This is a genomic window from Streptomyces sp. NPDC015032 (genome assembly GCF_043080425.1).
Lineage (GTDB): Bacteria > Actinomycetota > Actinomycetes > Streptomycetales > Streptomycetaceae > Streptomyces.
The window spans coordinates 93,057-105,745 of sequence record NZ_JBIBVN010000020.1 but is presented as its reverse complement, the minus strand read 5'-3'; the positions used below and the strand labels follow the sequence as shown (position 1 = coordinate 105,745).

13 protein-coding genes, 5 tRNA genes and 1 pseudogene are annotated in these 12,689 nt (G+C 72.0%); 11 read left to right on the top strand and 8 right to left on the bottom strand.

The genetic code is table 11. The features are described from left to right. The first annotated feature begins 117 nt into the window (after window positions 1–117). Both cobA and ACF08M_RS25685 read left to right on the top strand, forming a co-directional pair. On the top strand, window positions 118–1,389 hold the full coding sequence (cobA, locus tag ACF08M_RS25690) for a uroporphyrinogen-III C-methyltransferase (RefSeq protein ID WP_392187619.1): 1,272 nt from the start codon (window positions 118–120) through the stop codon (window positions 1,387–1,389). Window positions 1,390–1,488: 99 nt separating this feature from the next. Continuing rightward, entirely contained in the window at window positions 1,489–2,307 is an 819-nt protein-coding gene (locus ACF08M_RS25685; protein ID WP_392187618.1) for a TrmH family RNA methyltransferase, read from the top strand. Between the two features lie 4 nt (window positions 2,308–2,311). On the opposite strand, the gene ACF08M_RS25680 is transcribed toward ACF08M_RS25685, so the two are convergent. Further along, window positions 2,312–3,670 carry a serine/threonine-protein kinase gene (locus ACF08M_RS25680; RefSeq protein WP_392187617.1) on the bottom strand — a complete coding sequence of 453 codons (1,359 nt, stop codon included), beginning with the start codon at window positions 3,668–3,670 and terminating at the stop codon, window positions 2,312–2,314. A gap of 644 nt (window positions 3,671–4,314) precedes the next feature. On the opposite strand from ACF08M_RS25680, the gene ACF08M_RS25675 reads away from it, so the two are divergent. From ACF08M_RS25675 to ACF08M_RS25665, 3 genes are all read left to right on the top strand, one after another. After that, a complete protein-coding gene (locus tag ACF08M_RS25675; RefSeq protein ID WP_392187616.1) occupies window positions 4,315–4,524 on the top strand; it encodes a hypothetical protein in 210 nt (69 codons plus the stop codon). 215 nt (window positions 4,525–4,739) lie between these two features. After that, on the top strand, window positions 4,740–5,711 hold the full coding sequence (locus tag ACF08M_RS25670; protein ID WP_392187615.1) for a phosphotransferase family protein: 972 nt from the start codon (window positions 4,740–4,742) through the stop codon (window positions 5,709–5,711). A 68-nt stretch (window positions 5,712–5,779) separates the two neighbouring features. Further along, window positions 5,780–6,073 (top strand): zf-TFIIB domain-containing protein, encoded by a 294-nt coding sequence (locus ACF08M_RS25665; protein ID WP_392187614.1) that lies wholly within the window; start codon window positions 5,780–5,782, stop codon window positions 6,071–6,073. A gap of 119 nt (window positions 6,074–6,192) precedes the next feature. On the opposite strand, the gene ACF08M_RS25660 is transcribed toward ACF08M_RS25665, so the two are convergent. The 5 genes from ACF08M_RS25660 to ACF08M_RS25640 all read right to left on the bottom strand — a co-directional run bounded on the left by ACF08M_RS25660 (window position 6,193) and on the right by ACF08M_RS25640 (window position 6,638). Next, window positions 6,193–6,267: transfer RNA gene (locus tag ACF08M_RS25660), tRNA-Val, on the bottom strand. A gap of 23 nt (window positions 6,268–6,290) precedes the next feature. Beyond that, a tRNA-Val gene (locus ACF08M_RS25655) sits at window positions 6,291–6,362 on the bottom strand. A 19-nt stretch (window positions 6,363–6,381) separates the two neighbouring features. Further along, window positions 6,382–6,453: transfer RNA gene (locus tag ACF08M_RS25650), tRNA-Val, on the bottom strand. A 1-nt stretch (window position 6,454) separates the two neighbouring features. After that, window positions 6,455–6,528, bottom strand: a tRNA-Cys gene (locus ACF08M_RS25645). A 37-nt stretch (window positions 6,529–6,565) separates the two neighbouring features. After that, window positions 6,566–6,638 (bottom strand) — tRNA-Gly (locus tag ACF08M_RS25640). A 163-nt stretch (window positions 6,639–6,801) separates the two neighbouring features. Here ACF08M_RS25640 and ACF08M_RS25635 point away from each other — a divergent pair. The 3 genes from ACF08M_RS25635 (at window position 6,802) to ACF08M_RS25625 (ending at window position 9,558) form a co-directional block, all read left to right on the top strand. Continuing rightward, window positions 6,802–7,836 carry a chorismate-binding protein gene (locus tag ACF08M_RS25635; protein WP_392187652.1) on the top strand — a complete coding sequence of 345 codons (1,035 nt, stop codon included), beginning with the start codon at window positions 6,802–6,804 and terminating at the stop codon, window positions 7,834–7,836. Then, a complete protein-coding gene (locus ACF08M_RS25630) occupies window positions 7,836–8,657 on the top strand; it encodes an aminotransferase class IV (protein ID WP_392187613.1) in 822 nt (273 codons plus the stop codon). Before ACF08M_RS25635 ends, ACF08M_RS25630 begins: the two co-directional genes overlap by 1 nt. 64 nt (window positions 8,658–8,721) lie before the next feature. Beyond that, window positions 8,722–9,558: a GNAT family N-acetyltransferase gene (locus ACF08M_RS25625; protein WP_392187612.1), complete on the top strand. Its 837-nt coding sequence runs from the start codon at window positions 8,722–8,724 to the stop codon at window positions 9,556–9,558. Window positions 9,559–9,634: 76 nt separating this feature from the next. Here the strand turns inward: ACF08M_RS25625 and ACF08M_RS25620 are convergent, their stop codons facing one another. Then, window positions 9,635–10,150, bottom strand: a complete 516-nt coding sequence (locus ACF08M_RS25620) for a DsbA family protein (RefSeq protein ID WP_392187611.1) — start codon at window positions 10,148–10,150, stop codon at window positions 9,635–9,637. Window positions 10,151–10,353: 203 nt separating this feature from the next. Between ACF08M_RS25620 and ACF08M_RS25615 the strand changes: the two genes are divergently transcribed. From ACF08M_RS25615 to ACF08M_RS25605, 3 genes and pseudogenes are all read left to right on the top strand, one after another. Beyond that, complete coding sequence (locus ACF08M_RS25615) at window positions 10,354–10,809, top strand: hypothetical protein (RefSeq protein WP_392187651.1); 456 nt, start codon at window positions 10,354–10,356, stop codon at window positions 10,807–10,809. A 104-nt stretch (window positions 10,810–10,913) separates the two neighbouring features. Beyond that, window positions 10,914–11,336, top strand: a pseudogene (locus ACF08M_RS25610) (substrate-binding domain-containing protein); the annotation flags it as partial. Window positions 11,337–11,671: 335 nt separating this feature from the next. Next, window positions 11,672–11,827, top strand: coding sequence for a hypothetical protein (locus ACF08M_RS25605; RefSeq protein WP_266363071.1), 156 nt, complete (start codon window positions 11,672–11,674; stop codon window positions 11,825–11,827). A 4-nt stretch (window positions 11,828–11,831) separates the two neighbouring features. Here the strand turns inward: ACF08M_RS25605 and ACF08M_RS25600 are convergent, their stop codons facing one another. Continuing rightward, window positions 11,832–12,419, bottom strand: a complete 588-nt coding sequence (locus ACF08M_RS25600; RefSeq protein ID WP_392187610.1) for a CGNR zinc finger domain-containing protein — start codon at window positions 12,417–12,419, stop codon at window positions 11,832–11,834. Between the last annotated feature and the right edge of the window lie 270 nt (window positions 12,420–12,689).

The following is a 12,689-nucleotide window of genomic DNA, read 5'->3' as shown; positions in this document are numbered from 1 at the left end:
TCGCGCCACACCCACCGCGTATCGTGGACGCACCTCCACGAATCCGCACGTCACAGCCGCTCCGCCGCCGCAGCGGCCGCCGCACTCCGTCCCCCTGCACGAGGAGCCCGCACCGCCATGGCCGAGCACGCAGATCATCCCGATCGCGCCGATCACCCTGCGTACCCCGTCGGACTGCGCCTCGGCGGCCGCCGAGTCGTCGTGGTCGGCGGCGGCCAGGTCGCCCAGCGCCGCCTCCCCGCGCTCATCGCGGCGGGCGCCGACATCCTCCTGGTATCGCCGGCCGCGACCCCGTCCGTCGAGGCGATGGCCGACGCCGGGGAGATCCGCTGGGAGCGCCGCCGGTACACCGACGGCGACCTGGCCGACGCCTGGTACGCCCTCGTGGCGTCCGACGACACCGCGGCGAACGACGCCGCCTCGGCCGAGGCCGAGCGCACCCGCACCTGGTGCGTCCGCAGCGACGACGCCGACGCCGCCACTGCCTGGACCCCGGCCACCGGCCGCAGCGAAGGCGTGACCGTCGCCGTTCTCACCACCGACACCCACGGCCGCGACCCGCGCCACTCCGCCGCCGTCCGCGATGCCATTGTCGAAGGGCTGCGCGAGGGCACGCTCGCCGCGCCCCACCACCGCACACGGACCCCCGGCGTCGCCCTGGTCGGCGGCGGCCCCGGTGACCCCGACCTGATCACGGTGCGCGGCCGCCGCCTTCTCGCCGAGGCCGATGTCGTCATCGCCGACCGCCTCGGCCCGCGCGACCTGCTCGACGAACTCCCGCCGCACGTCGAGGTGATCGACGCGGCGAAGATCCCGTACGGCCGCTCCATGGCCCAGGAGGCGATCAACCAGGCGCTCATCGAGCACGCCAGGGCGGGCAAGGCCGTCGTGCGGCTCAAGGGCGGCGATCCGTTCGTCTTCGGCCGCGGCATGGAGGAGGCCCAGGCGCTCGCCGCCGAAGGCATCGCCTGCACCGTCGTCCCCGGCATCTCCAGCTCGATCTCCGTGCCCGGCGCGGCCGGAATCCCCGTCACCCACCGCGGTGTGGCCCACGAATTCACCGTCGTGAGCGGCCATGTCGCCCCCGACGACGCACGCTCGCTGGTCGACTGGCAGGCCCTCGCCAAGCTGCGCGGCACCCTCGTGCTCCTGATGGCCGTCGACAAGATCGGTGCCATCGCCCGCACCCTCATCGCCCACGGCAAGGCCCCCGGAACTCCGGTCGCCCTGGTCCAGGAGGGAACCACGGCGGCGCAGCGGCGGGTGGACGCGACGCTCGAGACCGTTGCCGAAAGGGCCGTCGCCGAAGACGTACGCCCTCCGGCCGTCATCGTCATCGGCGATGTCGTCGCCATCGGCGCGCGCGTCGCACCGCTGCCCGCCGTATAGCCGGCACGAACACCGCTCGCACCCCGCCGAGTAACCAGCGGTAACAGATCTTCCCCCAAGCCGTTGGCACCACACACCGGACAAGGCAGTATCAAACCCGTGGCTGAACTCATCACCGTCGACGACCCCGACGACCCCCGCCTGCGCGACTACACCGGACTGACCGACGTCGAACTCCGGCGCAGACGGGAGCCCGCCGAGGGACTCTTCATCGCCGAGGGCGAAAAGGTGATCAGACGGGCCAGGCACGCGGGGTACGAGATGCGGTCGATGCTGCTCTCGGCGAAGTGGGTCGATCTGATGCGTGATGTCATCGACGAGGTCCCCGCCCCCGTGTACGCGGTCAGCCCCGAACTCGCCGAGCGGGTCACCGGCTACCACGTCCACCGCGGCGCCCTCGCCTCGATGCAGCGCAAACCGCTGCCGACGGCCGACGAACTGCTCGCGACGACCCGCCGGGTGGTCGTCATGGAGGCCGTCAACGACCACACCAACATCGGAGCGATCTTCCGCAGCGCCGCCGCCCTTGGTATGGACGCGGTGCTGCTCTCGCCGGACTGCGCGGATCCGCTCTACCGGCGTTCGGTCAAGGTCTCGATGGGTGCGGTCTTCTCCGTTCCCTACGCCCGCCTCGACACCTGGCCCAAGGCCCTGGAGACCGTCCGGGAAGCGGGCTTCGAGCTCCTCGCGCTGACCCCGGACGAAAAGGCCAGCAGCATCGACGAGGCGGCACCGCACCGGATGGACAAGGTGGCGCTGATGCTCGGTGCCGAGGGTGACGGACTCTCCACCCAGGCCCTGGTCGCGGCCGACGAATGGGTGCGTATCCCGATGGCGCACGGCGTCGATTCGCTGAACGTGGGAGCCGCCGCCGCCGTCGCGTTCTACGCCGTGGCCTCGGGCCGCCCGCAGAGCTGACCGGCTACCGGAGCCCCGGATCCTGCGCCCGGATCCGAATCTCGTCCAGGCTCCGTGCCTGCCCCTGGCTCTCCGTCCGGACCTGCGGCCGGTCGGTGCCCAGCCCGCGGGCCGGCCCCTGGCAGCCCTGCGCCGCCGCGATGCCCAGTGCCACCAGCAGCGTCACCACGACGAAGACGACGAGCCGCTGGCGCAGCAGCCTCGGGTTGGCGGGACGCCGCCCCGCCGACGTCGTGCGGACCCCCGGTCGCGTTCCCGGCCGGCCGTTCGTCCCGTTCGTGCCCTGTGGGCGCTTGCCGGACCGCGTCGTGTTGCGCGGCGGCTGATGCTGCTGAGGCCGCGAACCACCGGTACGGGGCGCCCCGGCCCGCGACGGCGTGCCTTGCCGGCCGCTCTGCGACTGCCTCTGCTTCTGCCGGCGGGGCGACGGAGGCGCCGTACGACGGGTCTGCTGCTCGGTGTACGGGCCGTCGATACGGCCGGTCGGCCGGTCCAGTTCCTGCGCCGAACGCTGGACGGGCGGACGCCTCTCGTGCAGCCCCTGCGCCTCCCGTGCCGCGATCTCCTTGAGCCGCATGGAGAGTTGAAGCGTGCTCGGCCGCTCCTCGGGATCCTTCGCCAGACAGGCGCTCACCAACGGTGCCAGCGCGTCGTGCACGTTGTACAACTGCGGTTCCTCGTGCACCACGCGGTACAGCATCACCTCGGAACTTCCGTGTCCGAAAGGCGAGTCGGCCATCGCGGCGTAGGCCAGCGTGGCACCGAGCGAGAACACGTCCGTCGCGGGCGTCACCGCCGCGCCGCGCACCTGCTCGGGAGCCAGGAAGCCCGGCGAACCCACCGCCGTACCGACATGGGTGAGGGTGGACGCCCCGGTCGCCCAGGCGATCCCGAAGTCGATGATCCGGGGGCCCTTGGGGGAGAGGAGGATGTTCGACGGCTTCAGGTCGCGGTGGACGACACCGGCCTCGTGCACCGCCACCAGCCCCTCGGAGAGCGCCGCCCCGATCGAGGCCACCTCGGCCGCCGACAACGGGCCCTCCTCGGCCACCTTGTCGTGCAACGAGGGCCCGGGGACGTACTGCGTGGCGAACCATGGGCGGTCCGCCTCCAGATCGGCGGCCACCAGGCGCGCCGTGCAGCCGCCGCGGATCCGCCGGGCTGCGGACACCTCGCGCGCGAACCGCGAGCGGAACTCCTGGTCCTCCGCCAGATCCGGCCGGATCACCTTCAGAGCCACCCGCTGGCCCCGCCGGTCCGAACCGAGGTAGACGACACCCATGCCGCCTGCTCCGAGCCGCCGGTGCAGCCTGAACGAGCCGACGACACGCGGGTCCTCGCGCCGGAGCCGCATCATCGCCATGTCTGCCCATCCCCGCTGCCTGGTACGCCTGACGAGGCACAGCTTACGTACCCGGTGCCCGGGGCGCTCAGAGGCCGCGCCCTCGCCCGCAGATCGATTGTCGGTGCGTGGCACGGCCCATGACGCGGAGTGGGGCCGCAGCCGGTCGTGCACCGAACGGCGACCGGTTCTCAATGCGGGTGCGGTCACGAGGGGTTGGCGCCCGGAGGGCCATGGCACCGGCGGTGGCGGCGCGGCACGGGGACCCGGCGGGGACAGGGCCGCACCGGCCGGGACGCCATCGCACCGGCCCGTTGTGCGGGGGCCGGGGCGCGGGTGAGTGAGTGAAGTCACGGTCGTGGTCCGACCCGCAGACAGCCTCGTCCGGGCCCTGCGCCCCCGATCGCCGTCGCACCCGTCCGCCCACCGGATCCGCACCATTGCGGGCACCCTTCCGGGATGACCCCGGAATGCAGGCGCCCGATCTCCACCCAGGGGAGTACGCCGGTGATCCACGGCTCATCCTCCGGGAGGCCCGGCATTCGGTACGAGGGCATGACGTCGTACGTCCTTCGTGTCCCTAGTGTTGAGGTCAAGCGGCGGGCGCAGCACTCGTCCCCCGAGGTCACACGCTCGCCGCCCCACATACGGTCAGGAGAGGAACCATGGCGGACACGGCAACGCGGACCATGATCCGCACGCGGGGACGCAGGGTTCATGCCGCGTTCGGCAGCCGCCCGTCGTCCGATACGCGTCACCCGCTGGTGGCGACGGCGATGGTTCTTCCTCTGGCGGCCCTGCTCGTAGTCGTCTTCGGCGGCTGGGACGCGGTGGTCACACAGGCGTCGTCCGTGGGCGTGATGCTGGGGCGCTGAGCGGCGCCCCGGGTCCGGAAGAGCGGTCCGGACCGGGACATCCGGCCAACAACCCCGTGGGGACGGGGGTGCGGCGGACGGCAGCGTTTGTCCGGTCAGCTGGGGAGCTGACCGGACATCGCGCTGTCCGGGCCCTTTCCGCGGCGCGCGTACGCTCGTCGACGGGACCGGAGCGGACCGGCCCCGCCCGCACCCGCCCGCCACCGGGGGAGACCGTGACCACGGCAGTCGTACGCGCGCTGGGCGCTCTCGCCCACCGGGCCGCCCACACCCGATCCGAGGCCGACTGTGCCTGCCCGCCACCGGCCGTGCTCGCGGACCGCGCGGACGGCACGGTGGTCCGCAGCGGTCCCGTCGTCGCCAAGGCCCACGCCCCCGGTACGGACACCTCCGACCTGCTGACCCGCCTGACCCTCGCGAACGACCCCGGCCTGACCGGCATCCTGCTCGCCCCGCTGGGCCCCTGCGGCTCCGCGCCCGCCACCACGCTCCACCGCCGCCCGGTCACCCTGTGGCCCCATGGCCGGCCCGTCGACCCCGGTGACCCCGACGCCGCCCCCTGGGAAGAGGCCGCCGTCCTGCTCGCCGGACTGCACCGGACCCCGCCCCCGCCCGCCCTCGCGCTCCCGCCCATGCGGGGCCCCGCCAAGGCCGCGCTCGCGGTTGCGCGGATGCGTGCCGCCCGGCCCGCCGACCCGGCCACCGCCTCCGTACTCGAAGCCTGGCACCGCCTGCCCGGCTGGGCCCGCGGCGAAGCCGTCACACCGCCGCACCGCGCGGGCTTCCTCTGCCACGGCGATCTGCACCTCGGCCAACTCGTCCGCCACCCCGCGCCGCACGGCCCCTGGCTGCTCATCGACATCGACGACACCGGTCTCGGCGACCCCGCCTGGGACCTCGCCCGCCCCGCCGCCTGGTACGCGGCCGGGCTGCTGCCCCCCGATGTCTGGCTCCGCTTCCTGGACACCTACCGGGCGGCGGGCGGACCCGCCGTACGGGCCGAGGGCGACCCCTGGCCCGAACTGGACGTCCCGGCCCGCGCCCTGACCGTTCAGACCGCGGCCCTCGCACTCGCCAAGTCCGCGGCGGAGGACCGGACTCCGGATGAGGCGGAGCAGGCAATGATCGATTCCTGTGCCCGCATTGCGTCTCTCCCTCCCGAGTTGGCCGCCGAACACTCGTCGTAGGCTGAACCGACCGCCGCCGGGCATGCATTCCGGCGACGGCGACCCGACGGCGAGGAGTGAGCCGAACCATGCAGTGTCCCAAGTGCCACGCGCAGATGCAGACGTACAACCGCAATGGCATACAGATCGAGCAGTGCAGCGGCTGCCGGGGGATCTTCCTCGACTACGGCGAACTGGAGTCGCTGACCCGCATCGAGGCCCAGTGGACGCAGCAGGCCCCGCCCGCGCCGCCCGCCCCGCAGGCGTACCCGCCGGCCCCGCAGGGCTACCCGGCCGCCCCGGCGCCCGCCTGGGGCGCGCCGCAGCATCACGGCGGCCACTACCGGCGCAAGAGCTTCGGCCACATGCTCTTCTCCTCCTGAGCGAAACGCGCCGCGGGCCCGGACGTGAAGTGTCCGGGCCCGCGGCGCGCCGATGCGCGGGCCACCGTTCAGTGCGGAAACGACGAAGCCCCGGTCGCCGAGACGACCGGGGCTTGTGCTGGTGCGCGATACTGGGATTGAACCAGTGACCTCTTCCGTGTCAGGGAAGCGCTCTCCCGCTGAGCTAATCGCGCAGGGTGAACCTGCGTGTACTGCGTGCGCGATACTGGGATTGAACCAGTGACCTCTTCCGTGTCAGGGAAGCGCTCTCCCGCTGAGCTAATCGCGCGGGGATCCTTGTGGATCAGTGGACGATACTGGGATTGAACCAGTGACCTCTTCCGTGTCAGGGAAGCGCTCTCCCGCTGAGCTAATCGTCCTTGGAGGTGGAGACGGGATTTGAACCCGTGTAGACGGCTTTGCAGGCCGTTGCCTCGCCTCTCGGCCACTCCACCAGGAGCGAGGGTTCGGGAAGATCCCTCACTTTCTGCGAGCGGACGACCAGGTTCGAACTGGCGACCTCAACCTTGGCAAGGTTGCGCTCTACCAACTGAGCTACGTCCGCTTGTCTTTCCCGGTCCGCTTGCGCGTCCCGGCGACGTGTTGAACTCTAGCGGATTCCCGGGCCAGTACAAAAACGCGTTTGTGCAGCGTGCTGAGGTGCGTTCGCCCCGGCGCAGGTCATCACGCGCCGTCCTAGACTCAACGGCGTGCACGACCTCGCTCCGATGGCCCGCTTCGGCGGCCTCGTCGCGTCCGATCTGCAGGACGTGACCAGTGATCCCACCGCCCTCGACTCGTCCGGCTTCTGGGCCGTGTCCGCCGATTTCGAGGGCCGACTCGTCTGCGCGCGCTTCGGCACCGTACATACGGACGCGGTGCCCGCCCCGGTGCGCGGCGGCTGGCGCGGGCCCGGGGCCGGTGACTGGAGCTCGTCCCTGGGCCGTGCCGCGTACACCGCGGGCGTGCGGCGGATCCGCGAGTACATCGCGGCGGGCGAGGTCTACCAGGCCAACCTCTGCCGGGTGATGACCGCGGCACTGCCCGACCCCGCCGCCTCGGACGTGGACGCGCTGACCGCGCTGCTGGCGCGCGGCAATCCGGCCCCCTACGCGGGAACGGTCCGGCTGCCCGCGCACGGTGTGGAGATCGCCACCGCCTCCCCCGAACTCTTCCTGCGGCGGGACGGCCGGACCGTCGAGTCGGGACCGATCAAGGGCACCGGACGGACCGAGGACGATCTGCTGGAGAAGGACCACGCCGAGAACGTGATGATCGTCGACCTGGTCCGCAACGACCTCGGCCGGGTCTGCGCCACCGGATCGGTCACGGTCCCCGACCTCTGCGCGGTGGAGAAGCACCCCGGCCTCGTCCATCTCGTCTCCACCGTGCGCGGCGAACTCGCCGAGGGCGCCGGCTGGCCCGAACTCCTCGACGCCGCGTTTCCGCCCGGCTCCGTCACCGGGGCGCCCAAGTCCAGCGCCCTCCGCATCATCGAGGACCTGGAGACCGCACCGCGCGGGCCCTACTGCGGCGGCATCGGCTGGGTCGACGCCGACCGCCGTACCGCCTCCCTGGCCGTCGGCATACGCACGTTCTGGATCGACCGGACCGGTGCCGCCCCGGTCCTCCGCTTCGGCACCGGCGCCGGCATCACTTGGGGCTCCGACCCGGAGCGCGAATGGGACGAGACCGAACTGAAGGCATCCCGGCTGCTCGCGGTAGCGTCGGGTGCTCACGAAGAGACGGGAAGGACCGCGTGATGAGGATGTGGGTCAACGGCGGGCTGCGGGACGCCGACGACGCCCGGGTGTCCGTACTCGACCACGGGCTCACCGTGGGGGACGGCATCTTCGAGACGGTCAAGACCGTCGACGGCAGGCCCTTCGCCCTCACCCGCCACCTCGACCGGCTGACCCGCTCGGCCCGCGGTCTCGGCCTCCCCGCCCCCGACCTCGACGAGGTGCGCCGCGCCTGCACCGCCGTGATCGAGGCCAACCCGATGGCACTCGGCCGGCTGCGCATCACCTACACCGGAGGACTCTCCCCGCTCGGCTCGGACCGCGGCCACGCCGGCCCCGGCCTCGTCGTCGCCCTCGGGGAGGCGCGGCGCCGCTCCGACACCACCGCCGTGATCACGGTCCCCTGGACGCGCAACGAACGCGGTGCGCTCGCCGGTCTCAAGACGACCTCGTACGCCGAGAACGTCGTCGCCCTCGCCCGTGCCCGCGAGCACGGTGCGTCCGAGGCGCTCTTCGCCAACACCGTCGGACGGCTCTGCGAAGGCACCGGGTCCAATGTCTTCGTCGTGCTCGACGGGCAGCTGCACACCCCGCCGGTTGCTTCCGGCTGCCTCGCCGGGATCACCCGCGCGCTGGCCGTGGAGTGGACGGGGGCGAAGGAGACCGACCTGCCGTTCGATGTCCTGGAGCGGGCCGAGGAGATTTTCTTGACCTCCACCCTGCGTGATGTACAGGCCGTCCACCGGGTGGACGGCCTGGAGCTGCCCGGCGGGCCCGGACCGGTGACCCTCAAGGCCATGCGGATCTTCGACGAGCGGGCCGGGAACGACCTCGATCCGTAGAACCCGTGCCTCGAACCGGTAAAACCGGGTGACGCGGCGGAGCTCACCGGATAGAACGTCCCCGATGACCACGACCCTCCGGCCGACCGGGCCGATTCAGCAAGACGCCGACGGCGTGAAGAACCGCGCCTATGACGTGTGCGACAACGGGCAGCCCGTCGGGGCCGTCGAGATCGGCACGGATCCGGGTTTCGGTGCGCAGGCGGGCGTGCTCCGCTCCCTGCGCATCGATGAACCCCGGCGCAGGCGCGGTCGCGGCACCATCGCGGCGCTGGCGGCCGAAGAGGTGCTGCGCGGATGGGGCTGCACCCGGGTTTCGGTGTCGGTCCGGGCGGACGAGACGGCGGGGCAGGGGCTGGCCGCCGCGCTGGGCTATGCCGAACGCAGCCGGAACATGGTCAAACAACTGCCGCAGGCTCCGCCGGGGCTGCCGGACGGAGTCATGGGCCGCCCGATGACCGAGGACGAGTTCGCGCACTGGGAGCGCGACGCGGTCACCGCGTACGCGCAGACCTGGATCGAGCGCGGCGTCCCCGCGGAACAGGCCCTGAGGAAGGCCGAGAGGAGTCACGCCCAGAATCTGCCGGACGGCCTCGCCTCCGAGGGGGCGCATCTGCACGTCCTCGTTCACGAGGGCGAGGTCGTGGGCCATGTCTGGGTGGCGCGATTCGAAATGCACCCGGGAATGGTGGTGGGGTACGTCTTCGACGTCGAGGTGCGTGAGGAGTTCCGGGGGCGGGGGTACGGCCGGGCGCTGATGCTCCAGGCCGAACGCATCGCGCTTCAGGCGGGCGATGACCGGATCGGTCTGCATGTCCTGGCCTCCAACACACCGGCCCTGCGGCTGTACGAGTCGCTCGGCTACCGGACGACTCTGCACAACCTGGCCAAACCGCTCTAAGGGCTTTCGCCCGGATCGCGCCGAGCTCACGGGGTCCGGCCCGATCCGGACGAAAGTCCCTGGTGGTCCCGTCGGCTCAGCCCTCCCCGCCGAGCAGCCGGTCGGCGATCTCCTCGATGCGCTCGCGCAGCCCGTCCTGGCTCTTGCCGCCGTCCAGTCGCTCGTCGCCGATCACGTACGTCGGCGTGCCGGTGACCCCGATCGCCTTGCCCTCGGCCTGGTCGGCGTCGACGACCAGCAGGTGGCGTCCGTCGATCAGGGCGGTGTCCATCTCCTCGGCGTCCAGGCCGAGTTCCCGAGCGACCTCGATCAGCAGCGGTTCGCCGGTGCGGCCGAGTTCGGCGGTGCGGGCCAGTACCGCCTCGATGTACGACCAGCCCTTGCCCTGGACCGCCGCCTCCTCGGCCGCCTGCGCGGCGGCGTAGGCGTGCTTGTGCTTCTCCAGCGGGAAGTGCCGCAGTCGCACCTCCAGACGGTCGCCGTACCTGGCCCGCAGGGCGTGTACATCGGTGAGGGCCTGGTGGCAGTCGGGACACTGGAGCTCGCACCAGAGGTCGAGGACGACCGGCGCCGCGGGGGTGGAATCGCTCATGAGGCCAGTCTCCCAGGCTCCCTGCGAGCGTCCCAATCCGTGTCCGGCCCGCTTCGCCTCTGCGCGGCCTCAATGCTTCGGGATCGGCACCTGGGGAGGATCCCGGCCCTGAAATGTCCCTGATGTGGTCCCTGATCATGGCCGTCCGCGCGGTGAGCGGTGCAGGATGGAAGGGACGTTTCCCCTTGCGCCTGGAGGACCCGATGCTTGCCGAGACCATTTGCTCAGCGGTGTCCGCGGCAGGCTTGGGCATCGCCGCCGTCACCGCGTACCGGAAGCGCTTCCTCGCCGCGGCCCGGATCGCCGCCTACTCCCTGGTCCCGATCGGGCTGGTGCTGACCGGGATCGTGGACTGGGTCGCCGGGATCGCCTTCAAGCCGAGTGTCTGGCTCGGCTTCGGGCTGCTCGCCGTGGCCTGGCTGCTGTTCATGACGACACGGGCGGTCGAGCGCCGGGGCGTCGGTACCCGCAAGGAACGCAAGGCCGCCGCACGGGCCGAGCGGGGCGGGGCCGTCGCCCCCGCGGCCTCGGCGCCGTCCCTGGGGTCCGGGCTGCCGGCGACCCGGGCGCAGGCAGGCCCGAGGGCGAAGGAGCAGTCCACGTCGTCGGGCGAGGACTTCAGTGACATCGAGGCCATCCTGAAGAAGCACGGCATCTGACCCGCGCCCCCGTCCCCTCCCGGCGGGGGTGCGTTCTTCAGGCAGCGAACGAATCGGTTCATGCGGTGCCTCGAAGGTGCTGCGGGACGGGACCGGCGCCGAGGGGCGCCCTGTCGGCCCTCGCCGACGCCGGACTGCCGCCGGAGGCCCTCGTCGAGATCCCCTCCGGCCGTCTGGACGTGGCGTCGGGGCGCGACGCGGGAGCCAGGCTGCTCGGACTGGTACCCCGGCCGACCGCGGTGTTCTGCGCCAGCGACCTGCTCGCCCTCGGCGTGCTGCAGGCGCTGTACGCGGCGGGTGTGCGGGTGCCGCACGACATCGCCATCGTCGGCTACGACGACATCGAGTTCGCCGCCGCAGCCGCCTAACCGCTGACCTCGGTCCGTCAGCCCGCGGGCGTGATGGGCCGGATAGCCGCGGAACTCCTGCTGGAGGAGGCGGACGACGAGCACGGTACCCACGAGCACCGCGACGTGGTGCTCCAGCCGGAGCTCGTGGTGCGCGCCTCCAGCGCGACGCCGCGCTGAGGGCGCGGCCCCGCCCGCTCCCGTTTTCCTCGCGCCGTTCCCGGCCCGACTCCCGTACCGGAGCGCGGGGTCCGGCGAACGAGGCGGCTCGGAGATCCTCCGGCGGCGCGTCGCACATGGCCCGGCCCCGTGCTCGCCGGTCCCGAACTCCGAGCCGGAGCTGCGATGTTGTGATTCGTCTGTGTCGACGACGGTCCGTTCAGGGGCTGTCGTACCGAAAATCCGACGACGGATCGGACGTCGGAGCGAATCGAGCCCCGGGAGGGGTGAACTCCCGGCGAATCAAGGCATCTTGATCGCCAACGGGGCCCGGTCTGCGTCATGATCGTCCCGAGATGGTGGACACCTCCCGGGGCGATGCCCCCGCAAGCCCTGCCGAAGAGCCGCGTGGTTGCCTCTTCGCGCTTTCCCAGCCCCCTTTGATGATCTTCCTCGCGGTGATCGGCAGTCTTCTGCTGATGGCCGCGGTGCATGATCTCTTCATGCTGTGAGCGGTCAGCCGGCCGCTTCCTTGCGGCGTGCCCGGTACGCGGCCACATGCAGTCGGTTTCCGCAGGTGCGGCTTGAGCAGTAGCGGCGGGAGCGGTTGCGGGAGAGGTCGACGAAGGCGTGCCGGCAGTCCGGCGCCTCGCAGCGACGCAGACGTTCCTGCTCGCCCGCCACCACGATGAACGCCAGCGCCATGCCGCAGTCGGCCGCGAGATGATCGGCGACCGAGGCGTCCGGAGCGAAGTAGTGCACATGCCAGTCGTAGCCGTCGTGGTTGCTGAGCTGCGGTGTGGTGCCGGCGGCGGCGACGAGGGCGTTGACGAGCGAGGCGGCGGTCCGGGCCTCGTCCGTCGCGAAGATCTCGGCGAAGCGCGTTCGTACGTCCCGTACGGCGTACAGGTCCTTCTCGTGGAGATCGCCCACACCACTGATGCGGTGGCGGCGTGCGAAGTCGTACAGCGCTGCGATGTCGGCGAGACCGTCGACCGGCCCGGCCCCGGGCTCCCCGCTCGTCGGCGGTTCGCTCTCCGGCGCCGTGTTCAGCAGATCGATCACCGTGTCGAGGGCGATCCTGGTGTCGTGGGGGATCAGCACGCTTTCGCTCCCTGGCCTCCGGCGGGCGGGTGCCCGCCGATGGCGGCTGACTCTACTGGCTCGGTGTCGCCGCACAGGGGCCCGAGAGGGCCCATGAAGGGTGCGGGGAGCGCTTACCGGCCACCTGCGGGCCCGTCCTGCCGGTGGCCGCCTGCCGGGGCGGCCACCGGGCGCCTGGGCCGACGGGACGTGCGCCGGTGCGCGGAGCGGGCGGGTGCCGGTATCAGGAGTACGCGCGCCGACGCCGTCACCACGGTGGATTCCGTGAGG